General features: G+C 38.3%; 17 protein-coding genes. 13 read left to right on the top strand and 4 right to left on the bottom strand.

The annotated features are described in order from the left end of the window. The first annotated feature begins 191 nt into the window (after positions 1-191). Genes ACQQ5U_RS16185 through ACQQ5U_RS16175 form a run of 3 tightly spaced genes read left to right on the top strand, consistent with a single transcriptional unit; the run spans position 192 to position 4,725 of the window. Positions 192-1,676 carry a xylulokinase gene (locus ACQQ5U_RS16185; protein ID WP_437399119.1) on the top strand — a complete coding sequence of 495 codons (1,485 nt, stop codon included), beginning with the start codon at positions 192-194 and terminating at the stop codon, positions 1,674-1,676. 19 nt (positions 1,677-1,695) lie between these two features. Continuing rightward, positions 1,696-3,021 carry a xylose isomerase gene (gene xylA, locus ACQQ5U_RS16180; protein WP_437399117.1) on the top strand — a complete coding sequence of 442 codons (1,326 nt, stop codon included), beginning with the start codon at positions 1,696-1,698 and terminating at the stop codon, positions 3,019-3,021. Positions 3,022-3,075: 54 nt separating this feature from the next. Continuing rightward, complete coding sequence (locus ACQQ5U_RS16175) at positions 3,076-4,725, top strand: solute:sodium symporter family transporter (RefSeq protein WP_437399115.1); 1,650 nt, start codon at positions 3,076-3,078, stop codon at positions 4,723-4,725. A gap of 48 nt (positions 4,726-4,773) precedes the next feature. Here the strand turns inward: ACQQ5U_RS16175 and ACQQ5U_RS16170 are convergent, their stop codons facing one another. Both ACQQ5U_RS16170 and ACQQ5U_RS16165 read right to left on the bottom strand, forming a co-directional pair. Further along, positions 4,774-5,466 carry a LytR/AlgR family response regulator transcription factor gene (locus ACQQ5U_RS16170; protein ID WP_437399113.1) on the bottom strand — a complete coding sequence of 231 codons (693 nt, stop codon included), beginning with the start codon at positions 5,464-5,466 and terminating at the stop codon, positions 4,774-4,776. Positions 5,467-5,469: 3 nt separating this feature from the next. Continuing rightward, positions 5,470-6,468, bottom strand: coding sequence for a sensor histidine kinase (locus tag ACQQ5U_RS16165; protein WP_437399111.1), 999 nt, complete (start codon positions 6,466-6,468; stop codon positions 5,470-5,472). Between the two features lie 258 nt (positions 6,469-6,726). Here ACQQ5U_RS16165 and ACQQ5U_RS16160 point away from each other — a divergent pair, with 258 nt between their 5' ends. Then, on the top strand, positions 6,727-7,287 hold the full coding sequence (locus ACQQ5U_RS16160; protein WP_437399110.1) for a YceI family protein: 561 nt from the start codon (positions 6,727-6,729) through the stop codon (positions 7,285-7,287). Between the two features lie 71 nt (positions 7,288-7,358). Continuing rightward, positions 7,359-7,868: a PepSY-associated TM helix domain-containing protein gene (locus ACQQ5U_RS16155; RefSeq protein ID WP_437399108.1), complete on the top strand. Its 510-nt coding sequence runs from the start codon at positions 7,359-7,361 to the stop codon at positions 7,866-7,868. A gap of 66 nt (positions 7,869-7,934) precedes the next feature. Here ACQQ5U_RS16155 and ACQQ5U_RS16150 read toward each other — a convergent pair whose 3' ends face one another. Both ACQQ5U_RS16150 and ACQQ5U_RS16145 read right to left on the bottom strand, forming a co-directional pair. Beyond that, positions 7,935-8,405, bottom strand: a complete 471-nt coding sequence (locus ACQQ5U_RS16150; protein WP_437399106.1) for a cupin domain-containing protein — start codon at positions 8,403-8,405, stop codon at positions 7,935-7,937. A 24-nt stretch (positions 8,406-8,429) separates the two neighbouring features. After that, a complete protein-coding gene (locus ACQQ5U_RS16145) occupies positions 8,430-9,047 on the bottom strand; it encodes a TetR/AcrR family transcriptional regulator (protein WP_437399104.1) in 618 nt (205 codons plus the stop codon). A 113-nt stretch (positions 9,048-9,160) separates the two neighbouring features. Between ACQQ5U_RS16145 and ACQQ5U_RS16140 the strand changes: the two genes are divergently transcribed. The 8 genes from ACQQ5U_RS16140 to ACQQ5U_RS16105 all read left to right on the top strand — a co-directional run bounded on the left by ACQQ5U_RS16140 (position 9,161) and on the right by ACQQ5U_RS16105 (position 16,788). Next, positions 9,161-9,952: a sterol desaturase family protein gene (locus ACQQ5U_RS16140; RefSeq protein ID WP_437399102.1), complete on the top strand. Its 792-nt coding sequence runs from the start codon at positions 9,161-9,163 to the stop codon at positions 9,950-9,952. Positions 9,953-9,978: 26 nt separating this feature from the next. Next, the gene (locus ACQQ5U_RS16135; RefSeq protein WP_437399101.1) at positions 9,979-10,797 is read left to right on the top strand and encodes a DUF5694 domain-containing protein; all 819 of its coding nucleotides are present in this window, start codon (positions 9,979-9,981) and stop codon (positions 10,795-10,797) included. Between the two features lie 6 nt (positions 10,798-10,803). After that, positions 10,804-11,727: a PLP-dependent cysteine synthase family protein gene (locus ACQQ5U_RS16130; RefSeq protein WP_437399100.1), complete on the top strand. Its 924-nt coding sequence runs from the start codon at positions 10,804-10,806 to the stop codon at positions 11,725-11,727. Between the two features lies 1 nt (position 11,728). Then, positions 11,729-12,367 (top strand): class I SAM-dependent methyltransferase, encoded by a 639-nt coding sequence (locus ACQQ5U_RS16125; RefSeq protein ID WP_437399099.1) that lies wholly within the window; start codon positions 11,729-11,731, stop codon positions 12,365-12,367. Between the two features lie 44 nt (positions 12,368-12,411). After that, positions 12,412-12,930, top strand: coding sequence for a DUF4442 domain-containing protein (locus ACQQ5U_RS16120; RefSeq protein ID WP_437399098.1), 519 nt, complete (start codon positions 12,412-12,414; stop codon positions 12,928-12,930). A gap of 47 nt (positions 12,931-12,977) precedes the next feature. Continuing rightward, the gene (locus ACQQ5U_RS16115; protein WP_437399096.1) at positions 12,978-14,636 is read left to right on the top strand and encodes a hypothetical protein; all 1,659 of its coding nucleotides are present in this window, start codon (positions 12,978-12,980) and stop codon (positions 14,634-14,636) included. A 12-nt stretch (positions 14,637-14,648) separates the two neighbouring features. Beyond that, positions 14,649-15,188, top strand: a complete 540-nt coding sequence (locus ACQQ5U_RS16110; RefSeq protein ID WP_437399094.1) for a GNAT family N-acetyltransferase — start codon at positions 14,649-14,651, stop codon at positions 15,186-15,188. A gap of 379 nt (positions 15,189-15,567) precedes the next feature. After that, on the top strand, positions 15,568-16,788 hold the full coding sequence (locus ACQQ5U_RS16105; protein WP_437399092.1) for a site-specific integrase: 1,221 nt from the start codon (positions 15,568-15,570) through the stop codon (positions 16,786-16,788). Positions 16,789-17,206: the final 418 nt, after the last annotated feature.

The raw sequence follows: 17,206 nt of genomic DNA, 5'->3' as shown, positions 1-17,206 counted from the left end.
ACTTTTATCAATCAATGTTTACAAATAATAAAATTATGTTTCAAATTACTCAAATTTATAAGAAAGTAGCCGCACCTTTTAGTTTAAATTATTGTTAGCAAACGATTATTGATTTTTCTGTTGAATATTTAAAACAATAAGATGAACTTCATAATAATTAGCTATTTTCATTGCGCTTTTAACCTTTATATATGTATTGGATTGGTTTTGATATTGGAAGTTCCTCCATAAAAGCGGCTTTGATACGCGCCGATGACGGGAGTTTTGTTGGCATGGCCCAATATCCCGAGAAGGAAATGGACATTACCTCCACTAAACCAGGCTGGGCCGAACAGGATCCAGAGGTTTGGTGGCAAAATCTTTGTATTGCATCCAAAAAATTAATTTCAGAAAACAGCATTGATGAAAAAGACATTAAAGGAATTGGTATTTCCTACCAAATGCATGGTTTGGTCGTTGTGGGCAAAGACCTAAAACCGCTCAGACCTTCCATTATTTGGTGCGATAGTAGAGCAGTGGATATTGGCGAGCGACTTTTTCAAAGTGCTGGCACTGAAAAATGTGTAGAACATTTATTGAATTCTCCTGGAAATTTCACCCTTTCCAAATTGAAATGGGTCAAAGACAACGAGCCTGATCTGTACAAGAAAATCCATAAATTCATGCTTCCTGGCGATTATATCGCCTTACGGTTATCCGGACAATGTATCGCCACCCCTTCCGGGCTTTCTGAAGGAATTATGTGGGACTTTAAAAAAAATGATTTGGCCGATTGGCTTTTGGAAGACGCGGGAATAGATTCATCCTTGGTTCCAGAGATTCGTCCCTCTTTTTCGGAACAGGGTATTGTAAACAAACAAGGTGCTGTGGAAAGTGGATTGCCAGAAGGCATTCCCATCATGTATCGGGCAGGTGATCAACCCAACAATGCATTATCGCTCAATGTAATGGAACCTGGACAAATTGCTGCCACGGGTGGAACATCGGGGGTAGTCTATGCCATTTCGGGTCAAAAAAATACCAACGAACATACAAGGATCAACAGTTTTGCACACACCAATCATAGTTCGGAACATCCGCGAATAGGGAAATTGTTATGTATCAATGGTACCGGAATCCAGTATAGCTGGATAAAAAACGAACTTAGCAACGGAATTTCCTATAATCAAATGAACCAAGAAGCTGGAACCGTTCCCATTGGGTCCAATGGACTCCAGATTCTCCCTTTTGGAAATGGCGCAGAACGAATGTTGAAGAATTACAACAAAGGATCTCGGATACTAAACCTTAACTTTAATGTGCACAAGGCTGCCCATATATACAGGGCCGCTTTGGAGGGTATTGCTTTCTCTTTTGTATATGGTATGGAAATCTTAAAAAACGACGGGGTCAATATTTCCTCAATAAAGGCTGGAAATGACAACCTTTTTAGGGCCGAAATTTTTTCCAAGACCATAGCCACACTCACCAATAGTCAAATCAACATTGTTGAAACCACAGGTGCCGTTGGTGCAGCAAGAGCCGCGGCATATGCCTTCGGGGTTTTTAAGAATATAGGGGAAGCTACTGCTACGGACAAGGTAGAATTGACCCACGAACCTGAAATTTCGGCTCAAGTATATCAAGAAGCCTATTTGAAATGGAAAAAATCCTTAAATGAGTATTTAAACAACTGAACAAACCAATAAATAAATTATGATTACAACAGGAGATAAGGAATTTTTTAAAGGAATTGATAAGATTCAATTTGAAGGAAAGGAATCGGACAATCCTTTCGCCTTCAAGTATTATGATGAAACAAAAATGGTAGGTGGCAAGACCATGAAAGAACATTTTAGGTTTGCCATTGCCTATTGGCACACCTTTACAGGAATTGGTGGAGACCCCTTTGGTGCCCCTACAATGGAATTTCCCTGGTTGACAAGTGCTGACCCTGTGCAACAAGCCAAGGATAAAATGGATGCTGCCTTTGAGTTTATTACAAAAATTGGTGCTCCATATTTTTGCTTCCATGATTTTGATTTGATCAGTGAAGGAAACACTTTGGCCGAATCCGAAAAAAGATTGGAAATCATCACCGATTATGCCAAAGAGAAAATGGCCGCATCAGGAGTGAAACTTTTGTGGGGAACCGCAAACTGTTTCAGTAATCCAAGATACATGAACGGGGCTGCAACCAACCCTGATTTTGATGTAGTTGCCTTTGCTGGTGCCCAGGTAAAAAATGCACTTGATGCGACCATTAAACTTGGAGGTGAAAACTATGTTTTTTGGGGAGGTAGAGAAGGATATATGTCGCTATTGAACACCGATATGGGACGGGAATTGGACCATATGGCCCGTTTTCTGCACATGGCAAAAGATTATGCCAGAAAACAAGGTTTTAAAGGAAACTTCTTTATAGAACCAAAACCCATGGAACCCACAAAACATCAATACGATTTTGATTCAGCTACGGTTTTGGGCTTCCTGAGCAAGTACGATTTATTGGACGATTTCAAACTCAATATTGAAGTGAACCACGCTACTTTGGCACAGCATACTTTTGAGCATGAACTTCAAGTAGCAGCAGATAATAATTTATTGGGAAGTATTGATGCGAACAGAGGTGATTATCAAAATGGTTGGGATACCGACCAATTTCCCGTTAACGTCTATGAGCTCGCCAAAGCCATGTTGGTGATTCTTGAAGCTGGTGGATTCCAGGGAGGAGGAATCAATTTTGATGCTAAAATAAGAAGGAACTCTACAGATTTGGAGGATATCTTCCATGCTCATATTGGTGGAATGGATACTTTTGCCAGAGCATTGTTAGCGGCTAATGCCATTTTAGAAAATTCCAATTATATTAGCATGCGCAGTGATCGCTACGCATCTTTTGATACTGGTTCTGGAAAAGCATTCGAAACAGGCAAACTTTCTTTGGAAGACCTTTATGCACATGCCACTACAAATCAAGATATTAAAAAGAGGAGTGGTCAGCAAGAGCTGTTCGAAAATATCATTAATCAATATATTTGATCCACAACTAAACAAACTGTTTTGGTATTGAGCCAAAACATCAAACTTTAATTTATGGCACTTATTTCCTTTTTGGGATTCACACTTTTAGTAGGAATAATATCCTGGTGGTCCGTTAGAAAAACTGATGAGACATCATCCGATGGTTATTTTTTGGGTGGCAGAAGCCTTACCGCCGGAGTCATTGCGGGCTCATTGCTATTAACAAACCTTTCTACCGAACAAATAGTTGGGCTAAATGGAAGTGCCTACAAAGATGGGCTTTCTGTAATGGCATGGGAAACCTTGGCTGCACTGGCCATTGTGGTTACGGCCCTATTTTTACTCCCACGTTACTTAAAGGGTGGGTTGACCACTGTGCCACAGTTTTTGGCCAAGCGTTTCGATGTCACCACTAAGACGATAACCTCTGGATTGTTTCTTACAGGTTATGTGGTGGTGCTTCTTCCTGTAATTTTATATTCCGGTTCTGTTGCCATTAGCGGCATGTTCAATGTACCGGAACTACTTGGAGTTTCAGATTCCACTGCTTTGGTTATCTGTATCTGGGGAATTGGTATTATAGGCTCTATATACGCCGTTTTTGGGGGGTTGAAGGCAGTTGCGGTTTCGGATAGTATAAACGCCGTAGGACTTATTATTGGAGGTGTCCTGATTCCAGTTTTTGGTTTGATGGCTATTGGTGACGGAAGTGTTTTTGGAGGACTGGAGACCTTAATGACCGCTAATCCGGAACGTTTTGATTCTACGGGAAACCCTGGACAAGAAGTGCCATTTTCAACCATTTTTACCGGAATGATGTTGGTTCAGCTTTTCTATTGGGGAACCAACCAACAAATTATTCAACGGGGACTGGGAGCCAAAAACCTTGCCGAAGGTCAAAAAGGATTACTTCTAGCGGCATTTTTAAAGATTTTGGGGCCTATTATTTTAGTATTGCCCGGGATGATTGCCTACTACTATTTTGAGGGAGGATTAGCAAGCAGTGACCTTGCTTATCCAGAACTGGTAAGGGCCGTACTACCCAAACCTTTGATGGGCTTCTTTGCCGCAGTATTGTTCGGTGCTATTTTGAGTTCCTTTAATAGTGTACTCAATAGTTCTGTAACCTTATTTGGAATAGATATCTACAAACAGCATATCAATAAAAATGCCCCGGAAATGACCATAGTAAAATACGGTAAGGTCTTTGGTGTATGTTTGGCGCTTGCAGCAATGTTTATTGCTCCTCTAATTGCCAATGCAGGAAGTTTGTTCAACTATCTGCAAGAAATCAATGGAATCTACAGTATTCCTATTTTCACCATTATTGTAGTTGGATATCTCACCAAAAGAGTTCCGGCCATTGCAGCCAAAGTCGGTATCCTTTCTGGGTCTATTCTATACATCATCAGTCAGTTTATTATTGGCCCTAAAATGGTCGCCAATGCACTGGCTGAAGCTAAGGCAAATGGAATTACCGACCCTGCTGAACTAAATCTGGTCGAAGCTGGTGCTTATCCCCACTACCTTCACGTAATGGCCATATTGTTCATTTCCAACATTATCATCATGCTTATTATTGGAAAGTTCTATCCTAGAAAAGAGCCCTTCCAATTGGAATACACCAAACAGGTTTCCATAGAGCCTTGGAAACATGTAAAAATTGCAAGTGGATTTATCGCTTTTATTGTAATCGCCATCTATATTTACTTCGCGAAGTAAGCCAATAGACAAGATATTTAAAAAGCCCGGAAACTTTTCCGGGCTTTTTTATTGTAATATACCTTTTAGAAAATTATCCTTGTATGCCCTGCCCATGGGTATTTTGGCTCCGTTGGTCAAGAGTACCAAGTTGCCGGAAATCCTATCAATCTTCTTGGTGTTAATAATGTGGGATTTATGTATCTGATAAAATTGATTGCCCCCTAAAACCTCAACCCAATGGCGAAGAGGCTCATTGGACAATATTTTCTTATCCTTTAGGTGAATTTCCGTGTAATCCGAGTCCGAGGTAATGGTATAAATATCTTTTACCAGCACCTTGATGTGTTCGTGGCTGGATTTTACGTAGATTTCGGTAAGGGGAGCACTTTCATTCTTGGATATCATGTGCTCGTGCTTGACTTTCACCTTGTTCACGGCTTGCAAAAAACGTTGGAACGAGAAAGGCTTCAACAAGTAGTCCATAACATTTAAATCATAGCCTTCCAAAGCATATTCAGAAAAGGCTGTGGTTAAAATTACATGAGGTGGGTCTGGAATACTCTTCAAAAAATCCAATCCATTGACTTTTGGTAGATGGATGTCCAAAAACATCAAATCTACCGATTCTTTATTCAGAAAATCCATGGCCTTTAACCCATCGGAGAACACATCTACCAGCTCCAAGGAAGGCACATCCTGAATGAATTTTTTCAATATCCGCTGAGCTGGCGGTTGATCTTCAACAATAATACACCTCATAACCTATACATTTTCCAGTTCCAGTCTCAAGTATACTTTGTAGCAATTATCTGCTTCTTCGATTTCCAAACAATGCTTTTTGGGGTATAGCAACTTTAGTCGTTTTTGTACATTCTGCAACCCTATCCCCTTGGCTACACTATCCAAACTAAAGCCTGGTTCATAATTGTTCTTGCAACGAAATTCCAGAGTAGAATTGTTCAATTTTACGGATATGTCGATTTCAATATCGGAAGACTGCCCTGATTGGCTATGTTTAAATGCATTTTCGATAAATACTATCAAAATTAAGGGTGCGATCTTGTATTCCCCTTCAATCTTCTCTACATCAAAATGAACCTCTCCCCTATCTTCTATCTGTAATTTGTACAACCGAATAAAATTGCCCAATTGCTCCAGTTCCTTTTTTAAAGGTACGAACTGTTCTTTGGACTCGTACAGCATATATCTAAGAACACCGCTCATTTCCAGAATAATCTCTGGGGTTTTTGGCGATTCCTGCAAAGCATATGAATAGAGATTATTCAAGTTATTGAACAAAAAATGTGGATTGATCTGGCTTCGCAAAAACTGTAGTTCACTTTCTTGAATGGTGGTCTCCAGTTCATCTATTTGAGTCTGTTTTTTTAAGGCATCCCAACCAAATTTACAGCCTGAAAGAATAAACATTACCGGTAAAGTTCCCAATAGTGACACATAAACACCTGGAAAAGTATCTCCTCTCTTTGTTCCCGGGAATATAATGGGTTCCAAAATAACTTCTTCTATAGTTATAACCATGGCTACCACAAATGCCGAACCCAAGAAAAATTGCCAATACTTTTTCTTGTACAAAAACTTTGGCATCAGGTAATATGTAATTGCAATCGTAGCCACACTATAAAATAACAGAAATATAACCCTATGCACCACAATGCTTCCCGTGTTTCTATCAAAAGAGAAAAACAGGAGCACTAAAATGTGCAGTACGATTTGAAAAAGAAGTTCTTTTTTAGAAATCAATGGACCAAGGTTAAATGAGTTCAAAACTATATATAATGCTTCTCTAAATGAAAAGCAGTTTTATCAACAACCAAATTTACCCTGTCAACGACATTAAACTCCGTTAATCCACATAATAGATTGGTTGATTGGAGGTTAACACATGTCGTTTGCGGAAAAAATTTATTATTTAAACCCTAATCTATCATATTTAGGCTTTATAACCTGAAGAAAAGGTTATTGATATACCATTCAGCAAACACTTAAAATTACACAATCATGAAAAAAACATTTTTAGCATTGGCATTTTTGACCAGTCTAATGATGGTCGCCCAATCCACATGGAAATCGGATGGAGCACATTCTAAGGTCGGCTTTGCCATTACACACTTGATGATTTCCGAAGTTGAAGGACATTTTAGTGAATTTGATATTACGGCCACGGCTACCGATACTTTTGACGAGGCTGAATTTTCCGTTGACATTAAAACAGCCAGCATCGACACCGACAATGACAGACGTAACAATCATTTGAGGAGCGCGGATTTTTTTGACGTGGAGAAATTTCCTTCCATCACTTTTAAGAGCAGCAGTTTTGAAAAAACAGGAGAGAAAACCTTTGAACTTACTGGCGACCTAACTATGCACGGAGTTACAAAAACAGTTTCCTTGGAAGGAAAAGTAAACGGAATCATCACCGATCAGCGAAGTCAAAAATTAAAAGCAGGATTAAAGCTTACAGGAACTATAAACCGATTAGAATTTGGAGTTGGAGGAGACATGGCATCATTAGGAGATGATGTGGAAATGACCATTCACCTCGAGATGGCACAGCAATAAAAATAGATTAATATCTTTACCTCGAAGAAAGGCCCCTAGGCCTTTCTTCCTTATTTTATACAATCTTAACCATGGGAAGAAAATCAGAAAATACCTTTAGGGAATTCCACCGTTACCTTGGATTCTTTTTGGCCGGAATTATGGCCGTTTACGCCATTAGCGGTATTGTACTTACGTTTAGAACAACGGATTTTTTGAAAAGTGAATACCAAACGAATACCACACTGGAACCTAACTTAAATGAAAAAGCCCTGGGCTCTGCTTTAAGAAAGCGTGGATTTAAGGTGGACAAAACAGAAGGTGACCTACTATATTTTACAGGGGGAACCTATAATGTAAAGACTGGTGAAGCTTCTTATACAGAAAAACGTTTACCCGCAGTTTTGGAAAGTATGAACAAACTGCATAAGATGCATACCGGCAACCCGCTGTTCTGGCTGGGTATTTTCTTTGGAATTGCTTTGTTATTCTTTGCGGTTTCGGCCTTTTTTATGTTTCGCCCCAAGGCTCCTATCTATAAAAAGGGGTTGTATTTTGCTGCCGCCGGTTTTATGTTGACGATAGTACTTTTACTGGTCTAAAAACATATCATAGAAACATGTGAACAAACTCTTTTAGGGCGTGATTAGAGCTAAAACAAAGTAGTTTTAATCATCTTTTAGTTTTTCAGCTACATTATCGTAAGTTTCTTGGGAAAGTACTTCGGTCCAAATAGTTTCTCCACTATAAATTGCCAAATAAGTAACGTCATTTTCTTTGGTAGATGAATGCCAATGTTCAATATCTTGATTACACTTGATTACATCTCCAACCTTGAGAATTAAAGGCTTTTTTCCTCTTTCTTGATAATAACCTTCACCTTTAACAATGATGATGACCTGAGGTGAGGTGTGTTTATGCCAATCCAAAGTTGAGTTTGCTCTAAAAGTTGCTTTAGTTATGTTGTAACCAAGATTTTCATCGGCGTGCAACAATCCATTTAACCATGCTTCGCCTATGTAATGAGTGTTTGGCGCCCTGACTCCTTCATCCAAATAAGAATTTAGGTTGTACCCAGAATTTTGAGCATAAATGAATAGCGGTAATAATACGAGTAATACGCTTATGGATTTTTTCATTTGCAATTTACTTTATGTTTAGTGTTAACTATCCGTTTGGACAAATAGCAATTCCAAATAGTTTTTTAAATGTTGTAATTGCTTGGCCGTTATATCGGAATCGTTGAGAGCTTTGGAAACCACAAAAGCCCCTTCAAAAATTACAACAAACTGGTCGGACAACGATTGCACATCGACATCCTTTTTTGGTGTATTCTCAGCCAGTACATTATTTAGAAGTTCTGTAAAGGTATTCCGCCATTCCAGAATGGAATCCGAAACAATATCCAAGGTTTCTTGGTCAAATTGATTTGACTCATACGAATAGGAAGCATATAAACAACTGGGCGGTTCTTCTAGGCTTCTCATCATATCTATAAACATCTGAACAAACTGCAAAAGCCTTTTTAAAGGGGTCTCTTTTAACGATTCGGTTTCCTGCAAAGCCGACTCCAAATGCGACATATCTTCCTTAGCATATGTCTCTATCAAAGCTTTTGCCAATGCATTTTTGGTCTTAAAATGATAGAAGAATGCACCTTTGGTTATCCCAGTTTTATCAAGTATTTGATCAATACTAGTACCAGAAAATCCATTACAAAACACCAAATTCTTCGTTTCGGTCAGGATTTTGTCCCGAGTCGGTTTTCCATCTCTTGCCATAAAAACAAATATATTAAATATTCACAAATTATAACAGACTAGTTGGTATAATTAAAATAAATTTTATATTTGTACCGTCTAGTCTGTTTAGCAACTAAAAAATATAAAAGAACATGCAAAATTTATTTTCACAATTGCCATCACCATTAGAGGTGTTACTTGATCCACTATCAATAACCGTACTTGGATTTTATGTGTTCTTGATGGCATGGGAATCGTTATTTCCCGCTAGAGAGCTGCCCAAGATCAAATACTGGAAATTAAGGGGGCTAACCTTTTTTATGATCTTCTTTTTCGTGGCCACCTATCTTCCCCTATTGACCGACCCGTACTTGATTGAATACCAACTATTGGATTTAACCCAATTGGGGGTAGTTCCAGGTGCAATCATCGGGTTATTGGTTTACGAATTGGGACTTTATGTGTATCATCGAGCGATGCACAAGTTTGATTTTCTTTGGCGGATATTTCATCAAATGCATCACAGTGCCGAGCGTCTGGACACCTATGGCGCCCTATTTCATAGCCCATTGGATGCGATTGGGTTTACCTTGATGGGGAGCTTATGTTTGGCTTTATTCGTTGGAATATCTCCACCATCCATTACGATTGTTTTACTGGCAGTGAACTTTTTGGCCTTTTTTCAACATGCCAATATAAAAACCCCTCATTGGCTGGGATATATTGTCCAACGACCAGAAAGCCACTCCATTCACCATGGAAAGAACATACACAGAAACAATTATGCGGATATCCCATTAATAGATATACTATTTGGAACCTTTGAAAACCCGAAAGACTATCAAAAAGAAACAGGCTTTTACGAGGGCGCTTCAAGTAGGGTAAAAGAAATGCTTTTGTTCAAGGATGTTTCAAGTCCCAAAAGGAGTGATTTAAACCCTTGAACAAGGACCATCAATCATTTTACATCATGAAAAAAACGTATTTACTTTTCATCTCATTATTCATTTTCTACAGCATTGTCAAAGCCCAATCAGGTATTGACCAATCACAGAGCAAACCAACCATTGCGCTGTTGGGAACATTTCATTTCGCAGGTTCAACGGACGCCATGTCTTTGAAAACAGATGACCTTGACTCTCCAAAACGGCAAAAAGAAATTGTAGCATTGGTACAGGCACTATCAAATTACAAGCCCACTAAAGTTATTCTGGAATACCCCTACGGTGCAACAGGTATTGATTCGACCTACCAACTTTATTTGAATGGTTCCCATACACTGACCATAAATGAAAGACAGCAAATTGGTTTTCGATTGGCCGCTAAAATGGGACATACAAATGTGTATCCTGCAGATTATCGATTAGATCTCCCATTTGATAGTCTGATGACCTTTCTTAACAAGACCAATCAAACTAAACTGTTTGAAAATCTAATGTCCGACATTAAAGTTCAAGTGATGGATGTTTGGCAAAATGCCTATAACAAATTGACTCTTAAAGAATTTTTCGTGTTTCTAAATAGTAATAAATACGATGTCCTGAATAAAAATATTTATTTGGAGTACATCAACAAAATGGGAACAAAAAACAACTATGTGGGTTCTAAGGTGGTGGCTAAATGGTGGGAACGAAACTTTAAAATAATGTACCATATCGATTCCATGATGGAACCTGGAGACCGGATCTTGGTACTGTTCGGGCAAGGTCATACTGCCGTTTTGAAAGATTTTTACAAAAACCGAAGTGATATAATCTATACCGATATTCTTCAATACCTAAAAAAATAAAAACATATGAACGCAATAGGAAACACCCCACTCATTAAACTGAACAAGCTAGCCGATGAGAACAGTGCAGATATATATGTAAAGTTTGAGGGAGCAAACCCTACGGGCAGTATGAAAGATCGGATGGCCCTTGCCATGATCGAGGGTGCCGAAAAAAGAGGGGAATTAAAAAAAGGATACAAAGTGGTCGAATATACCGGTGGAAGCACTGGTAGTTCTTTGGCCATGATCTGTGCCAATAAAGGATATAAAGCCCATTTTGTTTCTTCCGATGGTTTTGCTGAAGAAAAAATCCAAACCATGAGAGCTTTTGGTGCCACCGTGGAAATTATTCCGGCCAAAAATGGAAAATTGACCGGTGAAATCATCAATAAAATGATAAGCAGGGCCAAAGAGTTGATCGATGAACCAAATACATTTTGGACGGACCAAATCAACAACCCGGATAACAAAAAAGGTTATTACGGAATGGCCAAAGAGATTATCTCGGCATTGGGAACCCACATCGACGAGTTTGTAATGGCCGTTGGAGGTGGAGGTTGCATTTCGGGCAACTCGGAAATATTAAAAGAAAAGATACCCAATCTAAAAACTATTGCTGTGGAACCCTTGCATGTTAGAAACATATCGGGCGGGGACACAAGTGGCACACATAAGTTGGAAGGTATTGGGCTTTCCTTTATCCCATCAATTTTAAGAAAAGATCTAATAGACAACATTATTGCCGTATCGGACGAAGACGCCTATAGAACAGCCAGAGAACTTGCCCAAAAAGAAGGCATTTTTGGAGGAGCTACTTCCGGGGCAAATGTATGGGCCGCAATGCAACGGGCAAAAATTCTTGGACCAGGAAAAAAAGTTGTGACCGTTATATGCGACTCCGGACTCAAATACCTAAAAGGCGACCTTTATAACAGCAACAATCTTTAAAATGAGTACAGTATTTAAAAACAACATTATTCTTGGCCCCATCAATTCCTGGATGTTCAAGATGCTCTCGGGCTATATGGATTATTTGTTTGGAAATTCAAAAAGGGAACTTTTCAAAAACCACCCTCAAACGGTCGTTGAAATAGGCCCCGGGGCAGGTGCCAACATGCGCTATTTAAAAAAAGGAACACGTTTAATAGCGATAGAACCCAATGTGCACATGCACAAGAACCTAAAAAAAAGTGCTGATAAATATGGTATCGAATTGGAGATTAAAACCTTGGTAGGGGAATCCATAGACCTCCCATCGAACTCTTATGATTTTGTGATATGTACCTTGGTGCTTTGCTCCGTTGCAGATCCCAGTCAATGTATCGACCAAATTAAACGCATACTAAAACCATCAGGCAAATTTGTTTTTATAGAACATGTAAAAGCTAATGAAAACACCATGTTGGCATATATCCAAAACCTGATCCATAAACCTTGGCACTGGTTTTTTGAGGGTTGCAATACAAATCGAGATACTAAGGTCTTGTTGGAACGTGCAGGATTCAATTCCCTGCATATAGAATCGTACCATCTTTATTCGCCATTTATACCGATCACTCCCCAAATTAAAGGGAAAGCAATCAAGTAAACATAGGCGGCTTTTACTTGAGAATCCACCAAGCATCAATAAAAATGAACAAGGGAACAATTACGATTTTAGAAAAATTCTTCAAAAAGAGCACTATTTTCAAGTATGCTTTCAGGTTGGATCCTGCCTATAAAAGAAGTACGGGGAAAGTATATTTTGTTTCGGACAACATTCAAAGGGTTAAGGTAAAGATTCCTCTATCCTTCAGAAACAGAAACTATAAGGGCACCTTATTTGGAGGAGCCATGTCCTCGGCAACAGACCCCATTTACATGATTCAATTAATCACAATTTTAGGAGATGACTTTGTGGTTTGGGACAAATCCGCTTCCATTAAATTTAAACGCCCTGGAAGTCAAACACTGTATGCGGATTTCATTTTATCCGATGAATTTATAGAAGGTATAAAAAGCGACATAGCAAATCACAACGAAAAGACCTATAAACTAAGCGTCAACCTTACAGATAAAAAAGAAACGGTTTATGCCGAAATTGAAAGAGAGATCTATATAGCATCCAAGGATCATTATAGAAAGAAAAAAAGTAAAAAGGAAACGGCATAGTGTACATGTAAAGTCCCTATACCCGATTTTCAAAAAATATTTTAATCATGAAAAGTATCCTCCTTATTCTAATATCCACCGTTATTGCCCTTTCTTCCTTTCCAAAGAAAAAATCGACGCCCATATCTGCTATTGAAAAAGATATGGTTTACTATAACCTTAAAATCGTTACCGTTGATGATGGATTGGAATTTCATGTTGATTTAAAATACAGGTCCGATTCCATTCATAAGGTACTATTACCCTTTGATTATTATGGAACCCCAGACCTGCACCAATGGGTAAAATCTTTTCAAGTTGAAAATGGGACAACCATTACCGAAGTGGGTTCCAACTTTCGCAAAGTAGCCCCAAACCTAAATGGCGAAGTTCACATTAACTATAAAATCAGATATAACCCCGAAGAACTGGATAAATATTCCTATGCTCCGAACGTATCAAACTCCTTTTTTTATATAGCTGGTTGTCAATGGTTGTTGCCGATTTATCCCTTAGAGAAGAAATTGACCTACAAAATCTCCATGAAAAGCGACAATCCGCAATGGATACTATATTCATCGTTATCACGGCAGGTGGATACCATAACAGTGGAATCCAGTTACGAAAATCTGATTTCCACTGGATTTGGAGGTAACATGGATGCCAGTTCCCAAGAAACCTTTGATCTTGACGGGGTAAATTATTCCGTATTCGTTAATGGGAATTTCAATTTTGACAAAGCCGATTTTTTTGAGCAGCTCAAAGAAACAATTAAAGCGGAAAAAGATTTTTTTAGTGATAAGGACCAATCATTTTACCATATCACCATTCTGCCAAGAACCGGATTGTTGGCCGGGGCCTCGATCCCGCATCTTTTTTATTGTTTTGTGGATAAAAAAGAAAGTGCAGGACATATTCAAGACCTCATTTCGCATGAATATTTTCATAACTGGTTGCCCAATAAAATGTATTTGCCCACATTAAGAGGCGAGTACGATTTTAAACATGAGTGGTTGCACGAAGGATTCACAGAGTATTTTTCAAGAAAAATACTTTTCGAAAAACGAATCATTTCCAAAAAACAGTTGGTGGAACTATTCAATAAGGACATCATAAGCATTCGTAACAATCCAAGTGCCAATGAATCCTACCTTACAATAGCTTCCAGGGATAATTTTGGAGCTGCCCAAAAGAAACTAAGCTATTATCGAGGCCCGCTTCTTGCTCTTCGCTGGGACCATCAACTTTCCAAAAAAAGATCTAGTCTAAAAAAGATGATGCAATACCTATATAAGAACTCCAGAAACAGTAACGGAGCAATTTCCTATGAAAACATATTCGACTACGGAAAAAGGTTTTCACTTGACTTTGAACAGGATATTAAAGACTTCATCATAAACGGGAAAAATATACCGTTGGAACCCAATGCGTTTGAAGGGTATCGACTAACCCATAGGACAATACAGTTATTCTACCCCGGGTTTGATGTATCAAAATCTTCCAAAGAAAAAATTATTCGCGGCGTGGATCCCAATGGACCAGCTCATAAAGCCGGGTTAAGAAATGGAATGAAGTATTTGAAACGGGAAAATTCCAATCGTTGGAGCAATAGTTGGTCCGGGGATAAACCGTATATTGTATCGGTCATTAATAATGACCATGAAAAGCATATTCGGTTCTTCCCTCATGGCAACAAAGTTGATGTACGTTTATATGAAAAGCTATAAGTAACTTCAGAAATGAATTTCGATAATTATTCTTTAAGGCTCCTTAAAGCATCAGATCTTGATGCTTTTTTTCATTTAATGAAAAACAACCAAAATAGGCTAGAGAATTTTTTTGCCGGTATCGTAGCCAAAACCCAAACCATTGATACCACCAAAAGATTTCTTGACGATGTGGAACAAAAAATCAAGAACAAAGCGTATTTCCCCTATATAATTATTGATGTAGATTCCGGTACCATTGCAGGATTCATTGATCTAAAAAATATCGATTGGAACATCCCAAAAACAGAAATGGGACTTTTTATAGATGTGCAATATGAGGGCAAAGGGATAGCCGCCAAAGCCTTTTATCTTGTTTGTCAACACTGTTTTGAACAGCATGGTTTCCATAAGCTTTTTTTAAGGACGCATCCAACAAATACTTCGGCAATCGCCATTGCCGAAAAAATTGGTTTTAAAAAAGAAGGGTTGTTAAGAGATGATTACAGGACAACCTCAGGGAATTTGGTCGATTTGCTCTATTACGGACTATTGCATACAGATTTTATATAACGTACAACGGGTTGGTCCTATATTGTTCGGTAAACTAGCTATAGCGTGAATCTAAAACTTTGTTCCATCATTAAGAATACCCTATAAATTAAAGTGTTCAGTTTTTCACTTTTGAAAATGTGGCTTGTGAACAAAGTTTGCCATAACAAAAAAATCCAACACTATTTCTAGTATTGGATTTCTATCTCTGCTCCCCCTCTTGGGCTCGAACCAAGGACCCTCTGATTAACAGCGTCGCCGAATGGGGTACAAGTAAAATTAAATTTACTGTTATTTAATTGATTATCAATGTTTTAATAAATTTTGATTTCAAACAGAATCAATTGAAACCAAGCTTTTGCGTGCAAATTGCGTGCAAATTTTTTTATAACTTATGTTCATGAACACGAGTATAAAGCTAAGTTTGGACACCCGCAGAATGACCCAAAATGGATGTTTTCCCATCATTTTGAGGCTGACCCATTTTAGAAAAACCACTTCAATCAAAACAGGTCATTATGTCCCAGAGGAATACTGGGATCATCACAGGTGCAAAGTAAAGAGAAATTTTCCAGATGTTGATTCGGTTCACTTGATGAATACCCTTTTATTAAAAAAACAACTTAAGGCACAAGAAGTAATCAATAGACTGGCCGATAATGACCAATTGGACCGACTTACCGCAAAAGACATTGCCGATAAAATCGTCAATAGAAAACGGTTAAACTCGTTCTATGAGTTCGGTCTTCAAAAAGCAGAAGAGCTTATTAGGGAAAAACGGATAGGCACGGCAAGAAATTATTCCGGAATCATAGGAAGACTAAAAGTATTTACAAACAATAGGGATTTAAAATTCAATGAACTCAATCTTGAATTCTTAAAACGGTTTGAAAGGCACCATTTATCAAAACCAGGCAATACCATCAATGGAATTGCATCTTATATGAGAACGATAAAGGCCATCTACAATAAAGGAATCAAGGAGGGCATGGTGGATGAAGCACTATACCCTTTTAAATACTACACCATAAAAACAAAGCCCACTGAAAAAAGAGCCATTAAGATTGAAAGCATCAAGAAAATACTGGAAATGAAAACCAAGATTGGTTCCAATCATTTTCACTATCGCAATTATTTTATTCTTTCTTATCTGATGTTGGGCATGTCCTTTATTGATATGGCATTTCTGAAAAGAGATAATATCATCGATGGTCGTGTTAAATTCCAAAGACGTAAAACAGGAAAACGCTACGATATAATTATAACCGATCAGATTAAACCCATTATTCAATACTATCTGGACCATCCCAACCCTTCTGGTTTTTTATTGCCCATAATTTATCGAGACACTTTAGAATTGCAGTACAAAGATGCCCAATGGGAGCTTAGACGTTACAATATTGGTTTGAAAGAAATCGCAATAGAATGTAAGATTGAAGAGCGTTTGACTTCCTATGTTTCAAGGCATAGTTTTGCAACCCATGCAATGTTCAAAAAAGTTCCTTTGGAAGCCATTTCCGCAATGATGGGCCATAACAAACTCAGTACTACCCAAATTTATCTAAAGTCCTTGCCTAGCAATGTACTTGACACCTATCAATTAGAACTTAATTCTATTTAGGGTATGACTTTTATCCCCTTTGGAATAAACCTTTCAATACTATGAAATCCCAACACTTGGGGTTGAATTCAAGATGTGTCATTGTCATGACAAATCTTGCTTTTGCTCCCGAAGGTCGCAAAAGGAAGCTGAAATAAAAGCGAACGGAACGAAGTGAAGTGCTGCAAGCCCCAAATCTTGCCAAACTAATACTGCTGAGCGAGGCAAAATCAATTAATCTTTGAAGAGTTTCTATAGAACCTTTTTGAGAAGGATACAACAGTTGGTCTTTTGGAAGATAAGACTGTTATAAGGACTATCTCATAAAGTGTGTAAATAGAAAATTAGCGGGGGCATGCCCCCGCTAATTTTTTGTCTAATTTTAAATATTTGCACATTATGAAGAAAGAAGAATTGTTCAATGACGATTTCCTGAAGC

The sequence above is a fragment of the Flagellimonas lutimaris genome (assembly GCF_051494225.1).
Lineage (GTDB): Bacteria > Bacteroidota > Bacteroidia > Flavobacteriales > Flavobacteriaceae > Flagellimonas > Flagellimonas lutimaris_A.
The sequence above is the reverse complement of the archived record's forward strand: the minus strand, read 5'-3'. Positions and strand labels throughout refer to the sequence as shown.

Bases quoted from the DNA above. Each gene is read 5' to 3' on its own strand.
- ACQQ5U_RS16185 (WP_437399119.1), top strand. From the start codon at position 192: ATGTATTGGATTGGTTTTGATATTGGAAGTTCCTCCATAAAAGCGGCT.
- xylA (WP_437399117.1), top strand. From the start codon at position 1,696: ATGATTACAACAGGAGATAAGGAATTTTTTAAAGGAATTGATAAGATT.
- ACQQ5U_RS16175 (WP_437399115.1), top strand. From the start codon at position 3,076: ATGGCACTTATTTCCTTTTTGGGATTCACACTTTTAGTAGGAATAATA.
- ACQQ5U_RS16170 (WP_437399113.1), bottom strand. From the start codon at position 5,466: ATGAGGTGTATTATTGTTGAAGATCAACCGCCAGCTCAGCGGATATTG.
- ACQQ5U_RS16160 (WP_437399110.1), top strand. From the start codon at position 6,727: ATGAAAAAAACATTTTTAGCATTGGCATTTTTGACCAGTCTAATGATG.
- ACQQ5U_RS16155 (WP_437399108.1), top strand. From the start codon at position 7,359: ATGGGAAGAAAATCAGAAAATACCTTTAGGGAATTCCACCGTTACCTT.
- ACQQ5U_RS16150 (WP_437399106.1), bottom strand. From the start codon at position 8,405: ATGAAAAAATCCATAAGCGTATTACTCGTATTATTACCGCTATTCATT.
- ACQQ5U_RS16145 (WP_437399104.1), bottom strand. From the start codon at position 9,047: ATGGCAAGAGATGGAAAACCGACTCGGGACAAAATCCTGACCGAAACG.
- ACQQ5U_RS16140 (WP_437399102.1), top strand. From the start codon at position 9,161: ATGCAAAATTTATTTTCACAATTGCCATCACCATTAGAGGTGTTACTT.
- ACQQ5U_RS16135 (WP_437399101.1), top strand. From the start codon at position 9,979: ATGAAAAAAACGTATTTACTTTTCATCTCATTATTCATTTTCTACAGC.
- ACQQ5U_RS16130 (WP_437399100.1), top strand. From the start codon at position 10,804: ATGAACGCAATAGGAAACACCCCACTCATTAAACTGAACAAGCTAGCC.
- ACQQ5U_RS16125 (WP_437399099.1), top strand. From the start codon at position 11,729: ATGAGTACAGTATTTAAAAACAACATTATTCTTGGCCCCATCAATTCC.
- ACQQ5U_RS16120 (WP_437399098.1), top strand. From the start codon at position 12,412: ATGAACAAGGGAACAATTACGATTTTAGAAAAATTCTTCAAAAAGAGC.
- ACQQ5U_RS16115 (WP_437399096.1), top strand. From the start codon at position 12,978: ATGAAAAGTATCCTCCTTATTCTAATATCCACCGTTATTGCCCTTTCT.
- ACQQ5U_RS16110 (WP_437399094.1), top strand. From the start codon at position 14,649: ATGAATTTCGATAATTATTCTTTAAGGCTCCTTAAAGCATCAGATCTT.
- ACQQ5U_RS16105 (WP_437399092.1), top strand. From the start codon at position 15,568: ATGAACACGAGTATAAAGCTAAGTTTGGACACCCGCAGAATGACCCAA.